The organism is Halobellus marinus, assembly GCF_032113415.1.
Lineage (GTDB): Archaea > Halobacteriota > Halobacteria > Halobacteriales > Haloferacaceae > Haloquadratum > Haloquadratum marinus.
In genome coordinates, this window is the sequence record NZ_CP134946.1 from 3,220,177 (window position 1) to 3,242,134 (window position 21,958).

At 60.3% G+C, this 21,958-nt stretch carries 19 protein-coding genes; 8 read left to right on the plus strand and 11 right to left on the minus strand.

Going from position 1 to position 21,958, the window contains the following annotated elements:
- The first annotated feature begins 240 nt into the window (after positions 1–240).
- The 4 genes from RJT37_RS15950 to RJT37_RS15965 all read left to right on the plus strand — a co-directional run bounded on the left by RJT37_RS15950 (position 241) and on the right by RJT37_RS15965 (position 5,160).
- Positions 241–765 carry a hypothetical protein gene (locus RJT37_RS15950; RefSeq protein ID WP_313685999.1) on the plus strand — a complete coding sequence of 175 codons (525 nt, stop codon included), beginning with the start codon at positions 241–243 and terminating at the stop codon, positions 763–765.
- 146 nt (positions 766–911) lie between these two features.
- The gene (locus RJT37_RS15955; RefSeq protein WP_313686000.1) at positions 912–2,984 is read left to right on the plus strand and encodes a PKD domain-containing protein; all 2,073 of its coding nucleotides are present in this window, start codon (positions 912–914) and stop codon (positions 2,982–2,984) included.
- Positions 2,985–3,206: 222 nt separating this feature from the next.
- Complete coding sequence (locus tag RJT37_RS15960) at positions 3,207–4,031, plus strand: hypothetical protein (RefSeq protein WP_313686001.1); 825 nt, start codon at positions 3,207–3,209, stop codon at positions 4,029–4,031.
- 106 nt (positions 4,032–4,137) lie between these two features.
- Entirely contained in the window at positions 4,138–5,160 is a 1,023-nt protein-coding gene (locus RJT37_RS15965) for a DUF5305 family protein (protein ID WP_313686002.1), read from the plus strand.
- A 141-nt stretch (positions 5,161–5,301) separates the two neighbouring features.
- Here the strand turns inward: RJT37_RS15965 and RJT37_RS15970 are convergent, their stop codons facing one another.
- Positions 5,302–6,447: a signal peptidase I gene (locus RJT37_RS15970; protein ID WP_313686003.1), complete on the minus strand. Its 1,146-nt coding sequence runs from the start codon at positions 6,445–6,447 to the stop codon at positions 5,302–5,304.
- A gap of 412 nt (positions 6,448–6,859) precedes the next feature.
- On the opposite strand from RJT37_RS15970, the gene RJT37_RS15975 reads away from it, so the two are divergent.
- Positions 6,860–7,693 (plus strand): NAD+ synthase, encoded by an 834-nt coding sequence (locus tag RJT37_RS15975; protein WP_313686004.1) that lies wholly within the window; start codon positions 6,860–6,862, stop codon positions 7,691–7,693.
- 21 nt (positions 7,694–7,714) lie between these two features.
- On the opposite strand, the gene RJT37_RS15980 is transcribed toward RJT37_RS15975, so the two are convergent.
- Positions 7,715–8,833 carry a M20 family metallopeptidase gene (locus tag RJT37_RS15980; RefSeq protein WP_313686006.1) on the minus strand — a complete coding sequence of 373 codons (1,119 nt, stop codon included), beginning with the start codon at positions 8,831–8,833 and terminating at the stop codon, positions 7,715–7,717.
- Positions 8,834–9,562: 729 nt separating this feature from the next.
- On the opposite strand from RJT37_RS15980, the gene RJT37_RS15985 reads away from it, so the two are divergent.
- Positions 9,563–10,804 carry an RNA-guided endonuclease InsQ/TnpB family protein gene (locus tag RJT37_RS15985; RefSeq protein WP_313686008.1) on the plus strand — a complete coding sequence of 414 codons (1,242 nt, stop codon included), beginning with the start codon at positions 9,563–9,565 and terminating at the stop codon, positions 10,802–10,804.
- A gap of 124 nt (positions 10,805–10,928) precedes the next feature.
- Entirely contained in the window at positions 10,929–11,711 is a 783-nt protein-coding gene (locus tag RJT37_RS15990) for a DUF7260 family protein (protein ID WP_313686009.1), read from the plus strand.
- A gap of 179 nt (positions 11,712–11,890) precedes the next feature.
- Here RJT37_RS15990 and RJT37_RS15995 read toward each other — a convergent pair whose 3' ends face one another.
- From RJT37_RS15995 to RJT37_RS16015, 5 genes are all read right to left on the minus strand, one after another.
- Complete coding sequence (locus RJT37_RS15995) at positions 11,891–12,802, minus strand: ABC transporter permease (protein WP_313686011.1); 912 nt, start codon at positions 12,800–12,802, stop codon at positions 11,891–11,893.
- Positions 12,799–13,785, minus strand: coding sequence for an ABC transporter permease (locus tag RJT37_RS16000; RefSeq protein WP_313686012.1), 987 nt, complete (start codon positions 13,783–13,785; stop codon positions 12,799–12,801). The genes RJT37_RS15995 and RJT37_RS16000 overlap by 4 nt, the downstream gene beginning before the upstream one ends.
- Positions 13,786–13,864: 79 nt before the next feature.
- Entirely contained in the window at positions 13,865–15,574 is a 1,710-nt protein-coding gene (locus RJT37_RS16005) for an ABC transporter substrate-binding protein (RefSeq protein ID WP_313686013.1), read from the minus strand.
- A 117-nt stretch (positions 15,575–15,691) separates the two neighbouring features.
- Positions 15,692–16,690 (minus strand): oligopeptide/dipeptide ABC transporter ATP-binding protein, encoded by a 999-nt coding sequence (locus RJT37_RS16010; protein ID WP_313686014.1) that lies wholly within the window; start codon positions 16,688–16,690, stop codon positions 15,692–15,694.
- Between the two features lie 31 nt (positions 16,691–16,721).
- A complete protein-coding gene (locus RJT37_RS16015; protein WP_313686016.1) occupies positions 16,722–17,729 on the minus strand; it encodes an ABC transporter ATP-binding protein in 1,008 nt (335 codons plus the stop codon).
- Positions 17,730–17,941: 212 nt separating this feature from the next.
- Between RJT37_RS16015 and RJT37_RS20705 the strand changes: the two genes are divergently transcribed.
- Positions 17,942–18,331, plus strand: coding sequence for an alpha/beta fold hydrolase (locus tag RJT37_RS20705; protein ID WP_390209093.1), 390 nt, complete (start codon positions 17,942–17,944; stop codon positions 18,329–18,331).
- On the opposite strand, the gene RJT37_RS16020 is transcribed toward RJT37_RS20705, so the two are convergent.
- The 4 genes from RJT37_RS16020 to RJT37_RS20710 form a co-directional block, all read right to left on the minus strand.
- Positions 18,309–19,376 (minus strand): magnesium chelatase ATPase subunit I, encoded by a 1,068-nt coding sequence (locus RJT37_RS16020; protein ID WP_313686018.1) that lies wholly within the window; start codon positions 19,374–19,376, stop codon positions 18,309–18,311. The two genes, RJT37_RS20705 and RJT37_RS16020, sit on opposite strands and share 23 nt — an antisense overlap.
- The gene (locus RJT37_RS16025; protein WP_313686020.1) at positions 19,373–21,346 is read right to left on the minus strand and encodes a VWA domain-containing protein; all 1,974 of its coding nucleotides are present in this window, start codon (positions 21,344–21,346) and stop codon (positions 19,373–19,375) included. Before RJT37_RS16025 ends, RJT37_RS16020 begins: the two co-directional genes overlap by 4 nt.
- 10 nt (positions 21,347–21,356) lie before the next feature.
- Positions 21,357–21,641, minus strand: coding sequence for an ABC transporter ATP-binding protein (locus RJT37_RS16030; protein WP_313686022.1), 285 nt, complete (start codon positions 21,639–21,641; stop codon positions 21,357–21,359).
- A gap of 159 nt (positions 21,642–21,800) precedes the next feature.
- Complete coding sequence (locus RJT37_RS20710) at positions 21,801–21,938, minus strand: ATP-binding cassette domain-containing protein (RefSeq protein WP_390209092.1); 138 nt, start codon at positions 21,936–21,938, stop codon at positions 21,801–21,803.
- Positions 21,939–21,958: the final 20 nt, after the last annotated feature.

Here is a 21,958-nt window from a genome sequence, read left to right on the forward strand (position 1 = left end):
CCGTATCGGTCTGCTTCCCGTACTGCCCGAATACGCGCTGTTAGCCCTCCCTAACTGCCATCTCAGCGAATATTAGCGTATGCTAACCGTGTTGACAGCGACTGTTAGCAGCCGCTAACCATCAGGTAGGTAGGGCTTACAAAGGGGGTGGGATGTGTAGGGGGTAGTAAGCCCTGACGGGCTGGCGCGACGGTCGCGTCGGCTCTCGGGCAACGAAAACACGAAACCAACGATCCAACTATGAGACCCAAAGGAAAACTGTTCGCGCTGTTCGCAGTCTTCGCCGCCATCGGCCTGGTGACTGCGAGCGGTGCGTTCACGACCGTGCAGGCGGAACGGACGGCCGAAGTGAACACTGCCGGTGACGCGAACGCGCTGCTGGCAATTCAACCCGCCGACAGCAATAACGGTGAGGAGTACGCGAGCGTAAACAACGGAGAGGTAGAAATCCAACTCACCAACGTGAACACCAATGCGACTACCGAAGTGGATAAAGTGATTAATATTACGAATCAAGGGTCGCAGGGCGTCGATGTGAAAATTCTCCGCGAAGGAGGTAACGCAACCGCAGTTACGTTCTACAACGGCTCCGCTACCACGGGCGACAACATCACCGTCGACAGCGCAGGTGACAATCCCGATAACCTGGAGCTCGGTTCGGGAGATTCCGCTAACGTCTCTATGACCATCGACACGACGAACGTGGATCCGAACGCTGAGCTCCTGAACAACATTACGATATACGCCAACGTGTCTAACCCGTAACGTCCGCCCGACAATCGAAGTTATCCGATCTTTCGCGGATCCTATAAGTAGCCTGTGGTGCTGCTTCGGCGGCCCTACCGCTGCTCCCGTGAGCCACTGCACCGTCTACAGCCACATAGCCGTATTCATCCCTGAGACTACACAAAATGGCGTCAACCAAACTCACCCCAATACTCCTCGTCGCCGTCGCTCTCGCCTTGGCCGTCCCGACCGGGGCGGTCACGATCGGTGCCACCGACGACGTCTTCGACGACAACGGCGTCGTCCTCGCCCCTTACGACGGGCCGAACGGGGAGTACGCCAGCGTCGGCGCGGACGGGAACCTCAGCGTCGACGTGACCGATCCCGGGGTCAACAACAACGGCCGGACGGTCATCCGGCAGGTCTTCGTGATCGAGAACCGCGGCGACCGCGACGCGCGGGTGTGGCTCACGCACGACGCGACCGATTCGGTCATCCTCTACGAGGCGCTTTCGAGCGGCGTCCGCACCGAACCCGTCATCGAGCAGCGGGCGATCCAGGGCGCCGAAAACGACAGGACGCTCGCGCCCGGCGAACAGCTCGTCGTGAGCATCGCCGTCGATACGCGGTCCGAGGAGACGGCCGTCGGCGACAGGCTCCTGTCCGAGATCTCCCTGCACGCGCGGCTGCCCGAGACGACTGAGAGCACGGGCGGGAACGAGACTACGGGTGGCCCGGGAGTCTCGGAGGAACCGACAGGCGTGGAAGTCGAGCCCATCTCCCCGGAGACGGTGGTCTCCGAGAACGGCACCGACAACGGGACCGAGTCGGAACCGGCGGAATCGTTCACCGTCGAGGAGATGGACCCCGAGACGATCCCCGACGATCCGAACCCCGGCTCGAAGCCTGAGCCGCGTGCGGTGATCACGCGGGCAGACTTCTCGGAGCAATCGGCCAAACAGACCGAGCAGCTCCGTTCGCGCGGTGTCGACACGCTCACCCTCGTCGGCGAGGAGGTCACACTGGACGGCAGGCGGTCGACGATCAACCGGACGAACGGCGTCGACCGCGAGCGCCGGATCGTCAAAGCCGTCGACATTCAGGCGCCTCCCGGCCAGGAGGATCAGCCGGCGATGGTCCGGATGGAAGTGTCGAGAGAGCGACTCGGGGTGACCGATCCCGCGAACGCCCGGATCGGCCATCTGACCGAGAACGGGTGGGAGCTACTCAGGACGAACGTGGTCTCGACGACCGAGGAGGCGGTCGTCCTGGAGGCGCGGACCACCGGTTTCAGCCCCTTCGCCGTGTTCAGTAGCCCGGAGGTCACCTACCAGTGGACGCTCCCGGACGGCACCACCGTGCAGGGCGAGAACGTCCAGTCGGAGTTCGAAGAGCCCGGCATCTACAACGTCACCCTGCGAGTCACCGACGCGCTCGGGAATACGGACACGACGGACTATCGGATCCTCGTGAACGACGAACCGGAGATCGCCATCGAGACGCCCGAGCGCGTCACCGCGAACAACTCGACGACCCTCCGCGCCAACGTCACCGACGAGGTCGGGAACGTCACCGTCACCTGGGACCTCCCGAACGGCACCCAGGCGGAGGGACGGACGGTCAACTACACGTTCGAGAACGGATCCTACGACGTGACGGCGACGGCGGAAGACGAGTACGGCGCGAACGCGACAGCGGAGACGACGATCACTGTCGGTCCCGCTACTGCCGGCGGCAGTGGCGTACTCAGTATCGTCTCATCTCGGGGGATCCCAGTGCTCTCGTGGCTCGTGACGGCGAGTCTACTCATCCTCGTTCCCATCGTGGCGCTCCGGCTGTGGTGGTACGGCCTCCCGTCGCTGCCGGGCTGGGTCGCGATCCCGATTCGGCGACGCCAGGGACCCCGGATCACGGCCTTCGAAGACCCCTCCTGGGACACCCACCGCAACGAGTTCGAGATCTCGACGCTGCGCGTGGAGGATCCGAACGGCGACCTCGAGACCGTCGAGATCTCCATCCGCACGGCCGGGGGGACCGAAGTCGCCCGCCAGACCGTCGACTTCGGGCGGACGGACGTTTACGAGGCTTCGCCCGTGTACATCCCGGGAATTCCGACGGCCGACGTGGACCCCTCACAGAAGTACCTCGTCCGGATTCGGGCCGCCGATACGAACGAAAACGAGGACACTGCGACCTCGGCGCTGCAGTTCCTGCCGACGTTCGAGCCGCGGTTCGATCGGGGGATGTCCGCCGACTGATCGTCGATGTCGGCGGCGGCCGACGACGCTCTTCTGCCGCATTTGCGCCGCGCTGACAATCGTGCGAAGCATTTACCATCGTGAAGCCTAAATAACACGACAGAGCGTCGATATTCGACGGACCACCAGCAGGCCCGAATACCGTCTCTCGCGGGCACCGAACCCCTATGACCAACAGCCATCCCATCGTCGTCTGTCGGAGCCAACGCGGGGGTGCATAAGATGCCTCGCAAGCGACGCCGGCGGTCCGGCGGCGGCAGTCGCCGCAAATTCCTACTCGTCCTCGGTAGCGCGGCGACCGTCATCGGCCTCGGCGGCGAGAACATCGCGACGGGGGCGTTCAGTTCGGTGAACGCGCAGAGAACCGGGAACTTCAGCGTCGCGTCCGCGGACAACGCGATGGTCGGCGTCGTCGGCCAGGGGACCGTGAAAAAGAACAGCCGGGAGCCGATGGTCAAATTCGAGAACAACAGGCCCGCCGCACTGGACATCACGGTCTCGCTCGACACCTGTTCGGACGGGACGCTCTACGACAACGACGGCGAATCGGGCTGTTCGGTGACGTTCAACGTGATGAGCGGGAACGAACAGTACGTCGACATCGACGCGGCCGTCACGGGAACGATTCCGTACAGCGTCAGTATCAGCGGCTCGAACTTCTCGCTGGACACCTCCGGAAGCGTCGACGCCGAATCCGGCAACGTGAAGGGCGTCGTCCGGATCAAGAAGCCGACGAAGGACAACGAGTTCAGCGCGCGGCGGAACAAAGACGAGTGGGAGACGAAAGTCTTCGTGGAAGACAACGACGGCGACGGTGACCTCGACCGGATCGAACTCGAAGTCACCGAGGGCGAGTCCGGCGGCACGGTCGTCGCCTCGAAAACTATCACGCTCGGCGGCACCTTCGATTACAAGAACAACAAGGAGACGATCCAGCCGGACGACTCGAAATACAACGTCGCGAAAGGCCAACTGTACACCCTCACCGTGACCGCATACGACGCCGACGGCAACTTCTCGACGGCGACGGTGCAGGACACGGCCTGATTCCGCTGTCGTCCGACCGAACGTTCCACGACCGATACCGACCTGCGAAGCAGTTTTGTCGCTCGAATAACGATTCCGGATAGATGCCGGGAAGGCCACGGGGACTATGTCGGTAACAAAGCAGATCGAGCTGGTGATCGGCCGGTACGGCCGGTTCATCGCCCTCGGGATGGTAGTTCTGGGACTCGTCGCCGTAGGCGGCGCGGCGAACACGTACCTGAACCCGCCCGTCGAGGAGGTCACCGAGAACACCAACACGCAGACGATCCAGACGTCGACGGAGACGTCAGCCGTCGTCCGGAACGCCACACCCCTCTACGAGGAGGGGCAGGTGTTGCGCGATATGCCGATCTACTTCTTCGAGGCGTCGCCGGATCTGACGTTGCGCATCCGAACCGATGTGCCGGGCGACCAGCAGGTCAACGTCTCCCAGCGGCACGTCATCCAGCTCCGGGCGACCCGCGACGGGCAGACGTTCTACGAGGACCAGCAGCTCGTCGCTGCCGACCAGACCCGGGTGTCCGACGGAACGGTCTGGGTGAACACCACGATGGATATGGAGGATATCCGATCGTACGTCTCCGAGAAACAGAGCGCCGTCTCGGGTGCCGGGAGCCTTCAGGTCACGCTCCAGTTGAGCGTGACCTACGAGACAAACGACTACGCGGGCACCCTCACCACGTCCGCGCCGCTTGCGCTCTCCGGGAACACGTACTGGATCGACGGCGACCTCTCGGCGAGTCGCACCCACAGCACCCCGGTGACGCGGCGGTCCGTCGGCTCGCCCGATATGACGACCGTGGGCGGTCTCGGGGCCCTCGGAATCGGGCTGCTTGCCGGCGCAGTCGCCGTCCTCCGTCGCTCCCGGGAGATCGACCCCTTGGGAGTCGAGACCGACCTGGCCCGCTCGCGATACGACGAGTGGATCTCAAACGGCGAGATCCCCACGAAGTCGGACAAAGAGTACATCCGGACCGACTCCCTCGAAGATCTGGTCGACATCGCGATCGACTCCAACGGCCGCGTGATCTACGATCGGAGCCTTGACGCGTACGCCGTCGTGCAGGGCGATCTGGTCTACTACTTTATGACCGACGAGACGGCACTGACCGAGTGGTTCGACGTATAGGCGGTTCGACGTTCAAGTGGTTCGACGTATAGGCGATTCGACGTTCAAGTGGTTCGACGTATAGGCGATTCGACGTTCAAGTGGTTCGACGTATAGGCGATTCGACGTTCAAGTGGTTCGACGCCCGGGCCCGCCCACCAGTCAGCGGAACCATCGGCGCAGTCGCCGCAGTAACGGCTGTCTGGTGCGGGAGTCGACGCGGATCGCCCCCCAGCCGACGACCGCGGATGCGATCCCCACGAAGCCGAGCCCCACGAGGGCGTTGATCGCCAGTATCGGAAGCCACGGATGGACCGTGTACAGGCCGTGGATGATCGACCGTGGGAGCAGTGCCAGGTAGCGATGTTCGACGAGTGTCCGTTCGTAACTCCCCGTCTCGGGCGGCGCAGAGATCGTGACAGTCGCGTTCGCCTGGCCCCCGCTCCCGACGTACAACCGCTGTGGGGTCACGTTGATCCCCTCGCTTCCCGGTTCGAGGTAGACGACCGTCGGCACGAGTCCGTTGCTCGGGACCACGTACGTCAGATTCTCGCTTTCTCCGGTGGGGATGACGCTCGGTCCCGGTGCGTCGGACTGCGAACTGACGAACGTGAACGTCTGTACGCCCGCAGGGGCCACCATACTCAACGTGAGAATCAGCACCAACACGGCAGTGAGACCGACGATCACGAGCCGTGCGTCGAGCACCCCGGTCTCCCGTCTGGTTCGCCGTTCCCGCTTTTCGGATGCGAGAGCCGCGCTTACGACGTACGACAGCACGCCGACGGCGAACAGCAAGTACGCGAGCCCCTGGGTTCCGAGAAGTGCCCGCGTTCCGAGCATCGTCGCCAGCGTGCGCTGGACGGTCGAGAGGAGGTCGTTGACCCCGGTGACGAGCACGCCGACTTTGGGGATGACGACAACGGTCCCGCCGACCTGAAGCGCCTTGGCGACGATCTGGTCGCGTTCGACCGGCGGCTCGTCGCCGTCCTGATCAGTCACGGGATTCGCGTCCCCCTTTGTGATGAATCCGCTGCTCGTCTCGTCGACGACACGGTGGGTAGTGAGTGAGCCGCCGTTGAGAGTTTCCGCACGGAACGTGACGACGTCACCCTCCTCGACCGGGCCCGCAATCTCGGCCGGCACAGCGATGAAGCCGTCTCCGGGTTCGAGCGTCGGCGACATACTCCCGGTTTCGACGAACGCCAAGAGTACGGGCTGTCCGAGCAGTTGCCCGACGAGAAGCGAGCCGACGAAGACGACAACGATCGCACCGAGCGTGTACGATCCCAGGGTACGAAGGTTCATTGTGTGATCCGAAGGGTCGTCCGAGACGGACCGAGAGAGCGGCTATCTCTCCGCCCGTCGGGAGCGGTAGTCGTTCTCACGTTCGGACGACGTGGTTACATCAAGTCGATGCAAAAACATAAGCTGTCGGTCATCGCAGCGAGGCTCCCTGGCGTGCAGTTGTTATAGGAGCGTTTGCGAGTCTTCGTTCACACGATCGTACGACAGCGTGCGATCGGATGAATAATCAGTTGCAATCACTACGATAGCTGCCGCTCGATCTGCTCACGCTGGTTTCGCAAGTATCACAACGTGGCCGTCGGTTCGCGATTCTGTGGATGAATCCGGTAAAATAGCGCGCGGAAGTATACGATCGTTCATATATCAACCGGAAGAGGTGAGTATTAGTGTCCCGAGTCGGTACTGACTGTCGATGACCACCGAACAGGCGGTTCTCGACGAGGACGCACCGCTGGATCTGAGACTCTCCGATCCGGAGCTCGAATCGACGGTGGAGCATCTCACCACCTTCATCGCCGACGTCGTCGACGACGCGGGCGCCGAAGGGGCGGTGCTCGGTCTCTCGGGCGGCATCGACAGCACGACCGTCGGGTACCTGGCGGTCGAGGCGCTCGGCGCCGACAGCGTCCACGGGCTGGTGATGCCGAGCGTGGTGAACACCGAGGACAATATGAGCGACGCCGAGTGGGTCGCACAGGAACTCGGGATCACCTACGACGTCGTGGAGATCCAGCCCATCGCGGAGGCGTTCTTCGAGGCATTCCCCGAGGCCGAGGACGACCGGACGGCCGCCGGCAACGTCTACGTCCGGACGCGGGCCGTGATGAACTACTTCGTGGCGAACTACGAGAACAAGGTCGTCCTCGGGACCGGCAACCGCTCGGAGGCGCTGACCGGCTACTTCACCAAGTATGGCGATCAGGCGGTCGACTGCAACCCGATCGGCAACCTCTACAAACAGCAGGTCCGCCAGCTCGCGGCGTCGCTCGACGTCCCCGAAGAACTGGTCGCGAAGACCCCCTCCGCGGAGATGTGGGCCGGCCAGACCGACGAAGCGGAGATGGGACTGGACTACGACACGCTGGATGCGATCCTCGCGCTCCACGTCGACGGGCCGCTGTCGACGGCCGCCACCGTTCGCCATCTCGACGTCACCGAAGCGCAGATCGAACGCGTCGTGGAACTCTACGAGCGAAGCGCCCACAAGCGGTCGATGCCGCCGGCGCCGGAGCCGCAGCACCTGTAGCGCGTTTCTCCCGCTCTCATCTCAGTTTCGTCCCTCGGGCCACCGCTCCGCGAGATCCCGGTAGAGCCGGCGGCACCGCTGCAGCGCGTCGATCGAGACGCTCTCGGTGGCGGTGTGGGCCTCGCCGGGCGCTGCGGCGCCCGCGACGAGGCAGGCCGTCCCGGCGGCCGCGAGCCACCCGGCGTCGGTCGCGTGTGGTTTGGTCACGTGCTCCGGCGTCGCCGACTGGGCCGCGTCGGCCGCGGCGAGGGCGGCGTCGGCGAACGCCTCGTCGTCGCAGGCCATCGGCGGGAGATCTTGGTCGACGGTCCATTCGACGCCGTCTATCTGCTCGGCGCGTTCGAGCGGCGTGCGCTCGCCGGGGACGGTGCGCTCGTCGACTGTCACCGAACAGGTTTCCGGGATGACGTTCCACGCAGACCCCCCCTCGATCTCGGTCACGACGACACTCCCACAGACGTGTTCACCGAGAACTCCCGTCGACGGCGCGTCGAGGTCGCGCACGACGTCCACCGCGTCGCAGGCGCGATAGACCGCGTTCTTACCCGCCTCGGGCTCGCTGGCGTGTGCGGCCGTGCCACGGGCAGTGAGCGTCGATCCCCGCCGGCCGTGGTGGGCGACGGCCACGTCGGTCTGATCTGCGCCCGCGTAGTTCGTCGACCCTTCGCCGACGACGGCGTAGTCGGGCGCGAACCCGTCGTCGATGGCGGCGCGTGCGCCGACGCCGCCCGCCTCCTCGCCGACGAAGGAGGCGAAGACGAGTTCACCCGCGGGATCGGCGTCGCGGAACGCGCACATCGCTGCTACGAGGGAGCCTTTCATATCCGCCGTCCCGCGGCCGTACAACCGCCCGTCGCGCTCCTCGACGACGTACGCGGCCTCGCCGTCGCTCTCCGCCCCGGATTCGACCTGCGAGCCGTCGGGCGAAACGACGTCGTGGTGGCCGACGAGCGCCAGTGAGGCCGCCCCCTCTCCCCGCTGTGCGAAGACGTTGCCGTGGTCGTCACGCCGGACAGTCGCGTCGGTCTCCGCGCGCAGCCACGCCTCGATCTCGTCGCCCGCGGCCGTCTCGTCCTCGTGGCTCGGAATCGACACGAGCCGACGGGTCAGTTCCGTTACCTCCGCTCGATTCCCGCTCACGGTGGGACCTCGTTCGGCTTCGTACAAAAGGCTCCGCCCCGGGGACCCGTCACGGCACGATGAGAGGTCGACTTGTGAGTGTGAAACGGATGACCGGTGGATCGAACGACCGAGCGTACTTCGGTGCAGACTTCACCCTCGGGGTCGAGCCGGAATACTGATTCCTCTCACTGTTTCCCCGCCGAGCGCCGTCAACGGAGGTCGCGCTCGGCGGGAAGAGACGAGAGTGATCAGTATCAGGTACCTGCCTTGATTACCGGGAGAGAGCCGAATCGAATCCAGGTCTGATCGGCCCGACTTGTGGATAGGGAGTGTACGGTCGGATTCAGTAAACACCAAAACACAATATATAATTTTTATTTGATATATTAACTTTCGATCTGGTCTCCTCTCTGTCACTGGCGTAATTCCAGACTGATACTTATTGCGGGAAAAGTGGTCTAAAACACTCATTTTGGACATCTAACGACCGATCTCACCACGGCTGGCTACTGCTGGATTACTTAAGTCAAAGTAAAAATTTCAGAGAGACAAAATATTATAAAAAATATATTTATTTATAAATAGAAATTTTCAAATAGTGATTTCGGCCTCTGAAGGCGACGGATAGTGGTTTCTCTCATTTTATCAGCGGACAAGGCGAATACCCCGAGGCTTGACCTCGGGGATGAAGCCGACGACTCGTGATACAAACCACTAAGTCAAAACGTTCCTAATCAAGAGACAGCGATGGAACACAGTCACCGCTACCACGCCTACCCAAAAGGAGAGGTAGCGGAGGGACTGGAACACCATCTAGATGTTCATCGCCAACTCTACAACCACGTCCGCTGGGACTACGAACAAGCCCCAGAGGACGATAAGCCGAGTGAGTACGACCAGAACAACAAACTCCCTGAGTGGAAACGCAAGTGGCCTGTCTTCAGTGAACTTCACTCGAAGGCCGCCCAAGCCACCGTTGCACGCTTCCATCGAAACCTCTCGAATCTTCGCAAGAAGAAAGAGAAGGGGTACAACGTTGGTCGGCTCAAACGGCAAGCACCTACCGACTACCGAAGCGCGACGTACAACCAGTCCGGTTTCGACCTCGATGAAAAGAGGGGGCGCGACAAGTATGCGTACGTCCGCTTCAGCAAAATTGGCTGGGTGAAGATTCGTTACCACCGTCCGATTCCCGACCACGCCACCATCAAAGAGGTCACGTTCAAGAAGGAACGGACTGGCGAGTGGTTCGTCACATTTGGTTTGGAAACTGATGAAGCTGACCTGCCCGAGAAACTCGACGTAGACTCGCTTGACGCGAGCAACAGCGTCGGTATCGACCTCGGAATACTCAACTACATCCACACGAGCGACGGTCACACTGTGGATTGGCTCGACCTCGAAGACGACTACGAACGACTTCGAGGAGAACAACGCAAACTCTCACGGAAAGAGAAGGGGTCGAGCAACTACGAGAAACAACGTCTGAAGGTCGCCAAGGTCAAACGCCACATCAAGCGGAAGGTGCTGGACTACCAGCACAAGATTACGACGTGGCTCGTCCGCGAGTACGACGCCGTGTTCGTGGAAGACTTGGACGTGAAGGGGATGCTCGAACAGTCGCATAACGCTCGGAACAAGCAGGATGCGGCGTGGCGACAATTCATCACCCTCCTGGAATACAAAGCAGACCTGTACGGTTGTCACGTCGTACAGGTCGAAGCACGAGGCACGACCAAGGAGTGTGCGTCGTGTGGTGTGGAGACGGCAAAGCCCATCTGGGTGCGGGAACACTCCTGTCCGTCGTGCGGATTCGAGACGGATAGAGATGCGAACGCGGCGATGAATGTGTTGCAGAGAGGCTTTTCTGAACTAGGGCTGGGATGGCCCGAAGACACGCCCGTGGAGACTGTGACCGCTACGGACACGACTCACCTCGAATCCGTGTCTGCAAGTCACGTCGTAGAAACGGGAAGCCTCGGGGCTTGACCCCGAGGCGATTCACGACTGCAAGAGTGATCACCGCGAACTGTTCCGTGCCGAGCACAAAATGAGGACCCGTCTGGGCTTGAAAATAATAAAAGTTTACTACATTTCAAGTCTATCTTTTGCTATGGTTCCCGAACCAGTTCTCGAAACAGCGGAGATTCTGTCTCTCCTGGACACACTCCGTTCCTCGATCCAGCAGGAACGTCGGTGTCTGCGGGACGAACGCGAAGCGTTCGACGATTTTCGGTCCCGTCTCGAATCCATCGAGCCGACGAAGCCGGATCACGCCGCCGGGGTCACACAGCCGTTGCAGGTGGAACGGACGGTGGGACTCGATAGCGTACGAAATGCCTACGAATCCACCGTTATGAGCGTCCCCCACTACGACGCAGAGTACGGCGATACCTACGAACAGAGCGTCACCGAAGAATTCGGTCCGGAAGTGGGACTGCTTCTCACCGAAGGGAACTGTTTCGACCAGCGCCTCAAGACAGCGCTACGGGAGAAGACACGCCAGTGTCGGCGCGAACGTGACCAATTCCTGCAGACGCTCGAAATCGAAGCCGATTCTGTCGGTGCGGTCGAAAACAGACTCCGGCCGATAACCGACGAACTCCGAACCTTCTCCCCTGAGTGCTCCGGAACGGAGAGCTACGGAGCACTCGAAGCCGAATGGAACCGGTTGCGGCTGCTCGCGACGAAGGTCGACCGAATCGCCGGCGACCGTCAGACGGCGATCAAGCGGCAACGAGACGTGTTCAATCTCACGCCGGAGGCTCCCGACATCCCGACCTATCTCTATCGGGACTTCGAGGACAACTACCCGCTGCTTTCGGCGCTCGTCGACATTCAGCGGACGATCGAAGCATATCAGTCGGAGCGCGAATATGCGCTTTCCGAACGGTGAATCGGCTGTCGTTCGACCACGGAGCCTCACCGTTGTCGAAGGCGGTCGACGTACTCGAAGTGCTCGACGCGTCCTGAGTCTGGTGACTGCACGGCCCTGATTGGTCAAATCCACTTCACGCCATAAGAAAACACCGAGTAATTGAGACTACGGCCAGAAAAGAGAACAGCAGAGTGCAGTTACGCGCCGCCTTCAACGTTGGTGTCGATGTTGTCTTCCAGTGCTCGAGCGACGACGTAGAGACTCCAGATGAACAGCCACAGCGCCAGTGCAGGCGGAATCACCCACCACCATGCTTGGGTGAGTGCACCGGCGCTGAACGCGTTGTGTAGCATCAGTCCCCAACTGACCGTGTCGGGATCTCCGAGTCCAATGAAACTCAGGCTCGCCTCCAGGAGAATCCCCCACGTGATGCCGAACACGAAGTAGATGAGGATCAGCGGCATCAGGTTCGGCAAGATGTGATAGTACATAATCTTTAGATTCGACGAGCCTGCAGCCCGTGCGCTCTTGATGTAGGTCCGCTCTTTGAGCGACAGTGTCTCGGAACGCGTGACACGAGCGATCTCACGCCAGAATACCAATGCGATAACTATTGCGACGTTGATCATCGAAGAACCAAGGATTGCAATGAGCACAATCGCAAACGGATAGAAGGGTAATCCGAACATCAGATCGGTCAACCCCATAAACACGCTCTCGACACGACCACCGTAGTATCCAGCGACAAGTCCGACGTTAACTCCGATCCCAATCACGAGCAGCGCGGACAATAGCCCGACTAACAACGAGGTGCGGAACGAGTAGAGTGTCCGTGCGAGAACACTGTACGCCAGGGAGGTCGTGCCGAGCGGATGAGCGAGGCTCGGTCTACTGAGTTTGGCGTATCCGCCGTTCGCCCCCTGAACACTCGTGAATGCCTCCGGGAGCGGGAGATACGGCCCAAAGATTCCAAGCAGGACGTAGATCGCGATGACGTACAGTCCCCACCGACTCCACCGTTGCTTGAGAGCCGGTTTGAGGAACTCATACGTCTGGTTGCCCGCCCGGCGTAGTGCATCCCGGTACTGCGTGAGGTCACTCGTACTCATGATTCACCGTAGGTAATGCGGGGATCGAAGTAGCCGTATGCCAAGTCAACGATCAGGTTGGTGAGCAAAACGAGGAACGCAATGATGAAAAAGGCTGCCTGAGCGATCGGGAAGTCCTGACGCTGTGCGGCGAGTACAAGCGCCCGACCGATCCCGGGCCACGAGAAGACGACCTCTATGAGGATCTGGCCACCAAATGCAACCCCAACCATCGGCGTGAGCCACGTGAGCAGCGGCAGGAGACTGTTCCGAGCGGCGTGTTCTCGAACCTTTCTGGGAGACAATCCCTTCAATTCGAGCAGTTCGATGTAGTCTTTGTTCCGCTCGCTGATGATGTTGCTCCGCATCAACAGTAGTGGATCCCCAATATAGTGGAATAGCGCTGTCGCAAACGGGAGTGCCGCGTATTTGTAGAACGTTGGTGACGTGATCGTCTCAATCAGGTTGAGTTCTCTCCCGCCAATCGGGCCCATCCCGCCGATCGGGAACCAGTTCAGCCAGTAGGAGAAAATCATCAGCAAGAACAGCCCGAGCACGAAGTGTGGCATTGCCCGCAGAGACAGCGGCAGATACGTGCCGATCCGCTCGCGGAGCGTTCCCTTGTTCCAGCCGAGGTACGATCCCGTGATGTAGGCGTTGATCATTACGAGACTCAGCGCCGGGATCATAATCAATAGAGTGTTGACCATCCGTGGGATAATCACGTCCAGGACCGGTTCCTTGTAGAAGTACGACCGGCCGAACTCACCCTGAAAGATGTTGACGATGAAGATGAAATACTGTTCGTGCAGCGGCTTGTCAAGTCCGAAGTTTTCCAGCATCGCCTGACGCGCTTCCTCGGAGAAGTTCCCGGTCAGCAGTAACGCTGTCGGATCGCCGGGCATCACCCGGAATAGGAAGAAAATAATCGTGATTAGCGCGAACAGTAGGAAGACGAACCGGGCAAGGCGCCAGGCGACGTAGTTAGTGACGTTGTTAGCCATTCAGTATCCCCCTTTTGAGCGATATGGTCAGGTCGGTATGATGCAGCATAAAATAAATTATGTGAGTGAAGGGGTACAACTACGACGGGTAGTGCAGATTCCCATTATTGTCGTAGGTGTAGCCGGCGTCCCGCAGGATGCTTTTAGCTTTCTCAACGTCGGCAGATCCGACACTTTCGAGGTCGTTGCGTCCCCACTTCTGTTCAGGATGGATGATGGTCCCATCAGCCTCGTTGGCGGCGCCGTTGAAGAAGAGTTGCGAGATCTTCTTCGCATCGGTCGCTGCGAGTAGCGCCCTTCGGAACGCAGGGTCGTTCCAGGGCTTCGTGCTGAGATCGAAACTGAACTTCATCTGGAGGACCGACGGTGCAACCGATTTCTTGATGTAATCTTTCTTGGCAAGTTCATTCGTCACACTCGGCGAAGGTGACGACGTAGTCATATGGATGTTCTGCTCGACGAAGCCTGCACGGATCGCCTCCGTACTCGCACGGTTGACGAAGACGAACTCCTCGTAGGGAAGGTCGTGGAAGTGATCATCGAACTTCTCCATCTGTAGTTCGTCGGTGGTCTTGTCTGTGATCTTCAGGGGACCACTAGCGACCATCTCATCAACCGGCATGTTGTAGTTGACCGGCTGGTCGACCTTATCGGGGACGGATTCCCAGATGTGCTTCGGGAGGATATTCATAAACGTCATCGCTGATGTCAAGAATGCGACGTTCGGCTCTTTCAAGCTCACTCGAAGCGTTCGGTCTGTCTGGATCGACGTGCTCTCCACGCTCGACACGTACGGGTCGTATTTCGGGAACGAATACTCGGTGAAGAAGTCGAATGTGAACTTCAGATCATCGACGGTGACGTCTTCCCCATCGTGCCACTTCATCCCCTCCCGAAGCGTCATATCGATCGTTGAGTCGTCCACATTCTCGAACTCCTCAACAGCCCAGTTTTGGGCAGTCCCGTCTAGACCCACGCGGCGTGGCGTGTCGTAGGCCATCTTGAACAGATACTGGACGTCGTTCGAACCAGGCGCCAGTGGGTTGGGAGTTGTGAGTTCCTGTTGGGCCCCGACAACTAACCGTTGGGTATCACCAGTCGGCTCAGCTGTAAGCACAGTCATCGTCCCAGTGGTCCGAGCACCGATGAACTTGGTTGGTTTGATATTCCACTTGGAACTGTTGACCGGAAGCGTCGCCTTAGGCCAATTAATTACGATTTCTGGCAGGTCTTCCCGAAGAATCGTCTGACACTGTTTGATATACTCGTTCCGTTCCTCTTCATCGAAGGCAGTCTTCTGGTTTTGGAATGCCTTGTCGTACTCTTCGTTTGAGTACCCCGAAATGTTCAGCGACGAATCCGAGGAGTACGTCGAAAGATGGAAGTTCGGATCAATTCTGTCTGGCGAAGACCCCCAGGGAGATAGTGTCGAGTCTGTGAACTTGTTATCGACGTAAATCCGCGTGACGAAGGATCCCCACGTGCTTGTCTCCACCTCGAAGTCAACACCGAGTTCCCCCCACTGTTGTTTCATCTGCTGCCCAAGATCCGGGAAGTAGGTCAACTGTCCGACCTCCATCGTCTGAGTTCCGACTTGCTCACCGGGCTCGTTGGTATTGGTGCCGTCGCTTCCACTACCGTCACTACTTCCACCGTCGCTTCCACTACCGTCACTACTTCCACCGTCGCTTCCACCGTCGCCTTGCTGACCACCACAGCCTGCAAGGAGGGCTACGGTTGTCGCACCACCTGACGTGAGAAGCTGCCGTCTGTTGAGATTATCGAGCATACCCGCGTCCCGAGTACTATGGTCTGTCATACCTCGCTCGTGGGTTAAACATACTGATATAAATAATTAATTGATTTTTCATGATGTATTTGGCGAAGACACCCCCAACTGATGGTGTCATACAGTATCTGTTCCGTGGTCGTGGTGGAGGAAACAGGCCACGTCGTGATCAGCGACTGTCTCGAGGTCCGGAGTACGATTTGCACATTCTGCCATTGCGTCAGGGCAGCGATCCCGGAAGCGACAGCCTGACGGGAGTTCGTGGTCCTTGCCCTGCTGTTCGGGAAGTTCGATGCGGTCACGTCGCTCCGTGATCGAGGGAAGGCTTGCTACCAGTGCTCGAGTGTAGGGGTGTTTGGGGTTCTCGATGATATCATCCGCGGAACCGAGTTCGACTAATCGGCCACGGTACATCACTCCAATTCGATCTGCGACCAATCGAACAACCGGCAGATTGTGTGAGACATACAGCATCGAGAATCCAATCGTTTGCTTCAGCCGATCGAGCATCTTAATGATCCCGGCCTGCAACGAGACGTCCAACATCGACACTGGTTCGTCCGCGATCAGCAGCGATGGGTCAAGGACGACTGAACGAGCGATGTTCACACGCTGGCGCTGCCCACCCGAGAGTTGACTAGGATACGTATCGAGATACTCCTCTGCTGGTCGGAGTCCCACCTCGTGGAGAATCTCCGCAGTTCGTTCTCGGAGCTCATCATACTCCAGTTCTCGGAAGTTGCGAAGTGGCTCGGCAATTGCCTGGAATACCGTCTTTTGTGGGTTGAGCGTATCGTACGGATCCTGAAATATGATTTGGGCGTCTTCACGGTGGCGGCGCAGAGCCGTTTTACTTGCACTCGTCAGATCTGCCCGCTTGAATCGGATCGATCCACCGGTCGGCTCCTCAAGCCGAAGTACTGTCTCGACTAACGTTGATTTGCCCGACCCAGACTCGCCGATAATACCGACTACTTCTTCCTCGCGGAGTGTGAGGCTGACATCGTCGACAGCTTTGATATACCGTTGCTCCCCGATCATCCGGCTCAGCAAGCCTGTTGAGACTGGATAGTACTTGCGAAGATTCTGGATATCGAGGACTGGCTGCTCGTCCATCGGTTGGGTCCTCGCATCAGCGGACTCAGAATCACTCATCGCTCCACGTCACCTCCTTTGCCTGCGAGCGGAGGTGATCAGCCTCATCTGCGCGGTAGCACGCTGTCCTTGTTCCAGGTCGGACCTCGCGGAACTCCGGGTGTGTGGTCCGACATTCCTCAGTTTCGTAGGGACACTTCTCGACGAATCGGCAGCCGTTCGGCGGATCCCGAAGATTTGGTGGATTCATTCCCATCGCGATTAGGTCCTCTGGGGTCGAATGAATCTCCGGCAGCGAGTTTTTCAGCCCAATCGTATACGGATGAATAGGCTCATCGATCACCTCCCTGCTGGGGCCCTGTTCGACGATTTTGCCACCATACATTACGGCTAGGCGATCCGATGTTTCGACGAGATCAGCGATGTCGTGAGACACGAACACCAGAGAGATTCCGAACTCGTCACGGTACGTTTCGAGATCACTTAGTACCTTGTCGCGGATCAACGCGTCCAGCCCCGTCGTCGGTTCGTCAGCGATGACGATATCGGGCTCAAGAATCAGCGCCATCGCGAGCAATACTCGTTGACGCATACCGCCACTGAGTTGGTGCGGGTAATCCTCGATACGTGACGGGTCCATACCAACGGTACGCAACACCTCTTTGGCGCGGTCGATCGCCTCCGTTTTAGTGGTCTCCGTGCGATGAGCGTGAATCGCCTCTGTAAGCTGTTCACGGATGGTGTAGACCGAATCGAGACTCCCCATCGCACTCTGTGGGATGTACGCGATGGTCTCCCATCGGATCTCACGAAGCCGTGATTCGGACATCTCAGACAGGTCTTCATCGTGAAGCTGAATCTCCCCCTGTTGGATGGAGCCGTTGTCTGGAAGTGACCGCATAATCGCTTTGGCGAGAGTCGATTTGCCGCATCCGGATTCACCAAGGATGCCAACGATTGACTCTGGCTCGATCTCGAGTGAGACGTCATCCACTGCACCGACTGGTCCATCGGCAGTGGCATACTCCACGTGCAGGTCCCGCACAGAGAGGAGTGACATAGTGTCCCGCTATATCAGTGTACTACTTCAAAGTATGGGTAAGATTGAAACCAGGAGAGAAAGGTATGTCAATTCCCTCATAATTCCCAACATAGAGACGGACCTGTCCAACGGGCACAAGGACGGCGGTATTGACGGCTATACTCCGGAATTTATCGATATCGGCGGTATCCGAACTCGATTATTATGACGTTGGCGATCCAACAGATGAGGTGCTCGGTCTCCTTCATAGTGGGAACTGGAGCGGACTCAGCAGTGCGAATATTCGGACAACCGCCTTCGAGTATCTCAGCGACCGATTTCGGGTCCTCGCGTTCGATCGCATCGGCTGTGGGCTAACCGACAATCCTGAAACGATCGATGCGTATCGGGACGGCACCGAGGTCGAACATACACTGACGTTTCTGCAGGAACTCGGAATTGAGCGGTGCAATGTCGCAGAATCCTCACGCGGTGCAGGATTGGCAACGCGGCTCGCAGTTGAGGCGCCGGAACGATTCCAGACACTGATTATGATAAATCGCAGGGTAGCATATATGAATATGATTTCTGGTGATAGTACTGTTCTGACGGCGCCCACTACGTCGCGTGCTCATCGATAGCCGCCGACAGAGCGTCCTCGACACTCGTCGACTCCTCCTCGAAGGGAAGTTGGACTGTCCGGTGGTCCAGTGCCATCCCTGCAACTTCCCGGAGCATCGCGGTGGTAACAGCCGTGTCGCCACGGAACGCCGCAAGCGCGCGGACAGCCCTGCGGAGCGTATTATCGCCACGATGACCGTCCACGCCGAGGCGGATGTTCGTCTCCGCGATGGCACGTTTCACCGGCACTGGTATCGAAACCGAATCGAGCCGATCGCGTGCATCGACGATATCTCCCGTAAGCGCTGCTTCCTTCTCCGCGTACTCCCGTCGGAAGCCCGCAGGGTCGGCCTCGAAGGCGGCGCGCCGGTCGCTGATCTCGACGCGGTCGGCGACGTCGTCGACACCCTCGACGTCGACGACGAGGCCGAACCGGTCGAGCAACTGTGGTCGCAACGATCCTTCTTCGGGGTTCATCGTGCCGACGAGGATGAACTCGGCGGGATGCCGGTGGGAGATTCCCTCGCGTTCGACGACGTTTTCGCCCATCGCGGCGGCGTCGAGCAGCGCGTCGACCAGGTGGTCGTCGAGTAGATTCACCTCGTCGACGTACAGGATGTTCCGATTCGCGGCCGCAAGCACACCCGGTTCGAAGCGGGCTTGCCCTTCGCCGAGTGCCTGCTCGATGTCGAGCGTGCCCGTAAGACGGTCTTCCGTCGCGTCGAGCGGCAGGTCGACCACCCGCATCGGGCGTGTTTCGGTCGGCAGCGACTCGCCCGCCTGCGTACGGTGCCGACACTCCTCGCACATCCGCTCGATCGCGTCGGGCGGACAGCCGTACGGACAGTCGGAAACGACCGTCTGCTCGGGGAGGACGTCGCTGAGAGCGCGGACGGCGGTGGATTTGGCGGTGCCGCGTTCGCCGCGGATCAACACGCCGCCGATCGTCGGATTGATCGCGTTGAGGACGAGCGCCCGCTTCATCGACTCCTGGTTTACGAGTGCGGTGAACGGAAACGGTCCGTCCGTCGTCGATTCGGTAGTCTGTAAGTCAGTGTTGGTCATTGCTGGATGAAATCGCCATCAGGTAGTTCGATCATCGGGAGATACTCTCCGCCCATCGCGTCGGCGAGCCGTCGGTTCCACTCGAACTCCTCGCGCTTTGCGGCCAGCGCCTTCTCGTCGGACCACAGTGAGTACTTCGAGTCGTTCAGTCCGTAGCCGGTATCCACGTAGACTGATTCGATATCGGCGTTCCCCAGTGCGGTCGCGATTCGGAGCGCTTCGTCCTCCGGTTCGGCACCGTCCTCGTAGGAGACGTTCGCCTTCCCGTCGCTGAAGAGGACCACGAGCGGGTATGCCTCGCTATCCCGGCGTCGCTCTCGCTCGGCGAGTTCGTAGGCAGCGACGAGGCCGTGACTCAGCGGCGTGTTCCCGCCGACTCGGAGTTCCGAGACGCGCTCCCGCGCACGACCGATATTCCGGGTCGGCGACACGATCACGTCCGCGTCGCGTCCGCGAAACGCCACGACTGCAACGCGGTCACGCGTTTGATATGCGTCTTCGATGAGAGACAACACAGCGCGTTTGGTCTCTTTCATCTTCGAGCCGTTCATCACGCTCCCGCTGGCGTCGACGACCAGGATGAGGAGGCCTCGCGCGGTGTGTTCGCGAACCTTGCTCCGGATATCCCCGGTTCTGATCTCGAACTGGCTGTCGGCTCCGCTGGCTGCTTTTCCTTGTCGGTGTGCCGCGGCCCGGAGCGTCGCATCGATCGCGACGTCAGTAACGTCGTCGCGACGGCGTGCGCCCACGTATCGGCCGCTCCGGAAGCGCACTTTCGACGGGATCCGACGCCCGTAGTCGTCGCGGACCCGCCGATCCTGCGAGACGTCCATCGCCGTCCGGTCGATCGGATAGGTCGACTCCGTCTCGGTAATCAGGTCGTTTCGTCCACCGGTGACAGGGACGCGACCGTCGGACTCGTGATCGCTTGCAGTCGTATCGGTAGCCTCGCCGGCGTCGACGTCGTCGGGCAACAGGACCGCTTTCTCGTCTTCGCTGTGGTGTTCGTCTCCATCCTGTCGGTGTGGTAACGCGAGGGCAAGTGCCTCTTCCAGATGGCGTTTTTCGACTGTTTCGACCCCATCGAGCGCGGCAGCCGCGACCGCCGTCCGCCGAACCGCGATATCGCCACGCAGTCCCGGCACGTGCTCGTCGACGGCGCGTGCTGAAATCGCCGTTCTCGTCTCGTCGGGGATGGAAACCCTGTCGAGACGGTCGCGGGCCTCGACGATATCTCGCGCGAGCGCCGCCTCCGTCTCTGCGTACTCCGCTCTGAATCCGTCGGGGTCGGCCTCGAAGGCGGCCCGTCGGTCGCTGATTTCGACGCGTTCGGCGACGTCCTCGACGCCCTCGACGTCGACGACGAGGCCGAAGCGATCGAGCAACTGAGGTCGCAACGACCCCTCTTCGGGGTTCATCGTGCCGACGAGGATGAACTCGGCGGGGTGTCGGTGAGAGATCCCCTCGCGTTCGACGACGTTTTCGCCCATCGCAGCGGCGTCGAGCAGCGCGTCGACGAGGTGGTCGTCGAGCAGATTCACCTCGTCGACGTACAGGATGTTCCGATTCGCCGACGCCAGCACGCCCGGTTCGAACCGTGTCTCGCCTCCGCCGAGTGCCCGCTCGATGTCGAGCGTGCCCGTGAGTCGGTCTTCCGTCGCGTCGAGCGGCAGGTCGATCACCCGCATCGAGCGCGTCTTCGTCGGGAGCGACTCACCACGTCGAGTGCGGCGCCGACACTCTTCGCACATCCGCTCGACGTCGTCCGGAGGGCATCCGTACGGACAGTCGGCGACCATCCTTTGGTCGGGGAGGACGTCGCTGAGAGCGCGGACGGCGGTGGATTTGGCGGTGCCGCGTTCGCCGCGGATCAACACGCCGCCGATCGTCGGATTGATCGCGTTGAGGACGAGCGCCCGCTTCATCGACTCCTGGTTTACGAGTGCGGTGAACGGATACGGGCCGCTCATTTTCCTCCCATCACTGTGGCTCCGACGTCACGCGGCTTTCGGGTTCGGCCGTCGATCCGACGCCCGACGGTTGCTCGTCGCGGTCCGCCTCCGTCACCTCGTGGTGGAGGAAGCAGGCGACCTGTCTGTCGGTTTGACTGTCGTCGAGCGCCGGAACCGCACGCGAGCACTCCTCCATCGCGTCGGGACAGCGCGGGTGGAACTGACAGCCCGGAATGTCGCGGTCGTCGTCGTCCTCGGGGATCGGCAGCAACACCCGTTCGCGGTCGCCCGTGAGTGTCGGCAGACAGGCCACGAGCGACCGCGTGTACGGGTGCTTCGGGTCGTTGACGACCTGTTTTGCAGTCCCCTATTCGACGATCTTCCCGGGATACAGCACGGCAATTCGATCTGCCACCGACTGTACCACCGAGAGGTTGTGGGTGACGTAGATCATCGCGAATCCGTGTTCGGCCTAGAGCCGGTCGAGTAGCCGAAGGATGCCCGACTGCAGGGAGACATCGAGCATCGACAACGGCTCGTCTGCGACCAGCAGATCTGGGTCTAATACGATAGCACGGCCGATACAGACGCGCTGGCGTTCGCCCCCCACTCAGCTGTTCGGGAAACAGG

Bases quoted from the DNA above. Each gene is read 5' to 3' on its own strand.
- RJT37_RS16015 (WP_313686016.1), bottom strand. From the start codon at position 17,729: ATGTCACTCCTCTCTGTGCGGGACCTGCACGTGGAGTATGCCACTGCC.
- RJT37_RS16025 (WP_313686020.1), bottom strand. From the start codon at position 21,346: ATGAGCGGCCCGTATCCGTTCACCGCACTCGTAAACCAGGAGTCGATG.
- RJT37_RS15955 (WP_313686000.1), top strand. From the start codon at position 912: ATGGCGTCAACCAAACTCACCCCAATACTCCTCGTCGCCGTCGCTCTC.
- RJT37_RS15975 (WP_313686004.1), top strand. From the start codon at position 6,860: ATGACCACCGAACAGGCGGTTCTCGACGAGGACGCACCGCTGGATCTG.
- RJT37_RS15965 (WP_313686002.1), top strand. From the start codon at position 4,138: ATGTCGGTAACAAAGCAGATCGAGCTGGTGATCGGCCGGTACGGCCGG.
- RJT37_RS15995 (WP_313686011.1), bottom strand. From the start codon at position 12,802: ATGAGTACGAGTGACCTCACGCAGTACCGGGATGCACTACGCCGGGCG.
- RJT37_RS15950 (WP_313685999.1), top strand. From the start codon at position 241: ATGAGACCCAAAGGAAAACTGTTCGCGCTGTTCGCAGTCTTCGCCGCC.
- RJT37_RS15970 (WP_313686003.1), bottom strand. From the start codon at position 6,447: ATGAACCTTCGTACCCTGGGATCGTACACGCTCGGTGCGATCGTTGTC.
- RJT37_RS16005 (WP_313686013.1), bottom strand. From the start codon at position 15,574: ATGCTCGATAATCTCAACAGACGGCAGCTTCTCACGTCAGGTGGTGCG.
- RJT37_RS15960 (WP_313686001.1), top strand. From the start codon at position 3,207: ATGCCTCGCAAGCGACGCCGGCGGTCCGGCGGCGGCAGTCGCCGCAAA.
- RJT37_RS16000 (WP_313686012.1), bottom strand. From the start codon at position 13,785: ATGGCTAACAACGTCACTAACTACGTCGCCTGGCGCCTTGCCCGGTTC.
- RJT37_RS16020 (WP_313686018.1), bottom strand. From the start codon at position 19,376: ATGACCAACACTGACTTACAGACTACCGAATCGACGACGGACGGACCG.
- RJT37_RS15985 (WP_313686008.1), top strand. From the start codon at position 9,563: ATGGAACACAGTCACCGCTACCACGCCTACCCAAAAGGAGAGGTAGCG.
- RJT37_RS15990 (WP_313686009.1), top strand. From the start codon at position 10,929: ATGGTTCCCGAACCAGTTCTCGAAACAGCGGAGATTCTGTCTCTCCTG.
- RJT37_RS16010 (WP_313686014.1), bottom strand. From the start codon at position 16,690: ATGGACGAGCAGCCAGTCCTCGATATCCAGAATCTTCGCAAGTACTAT.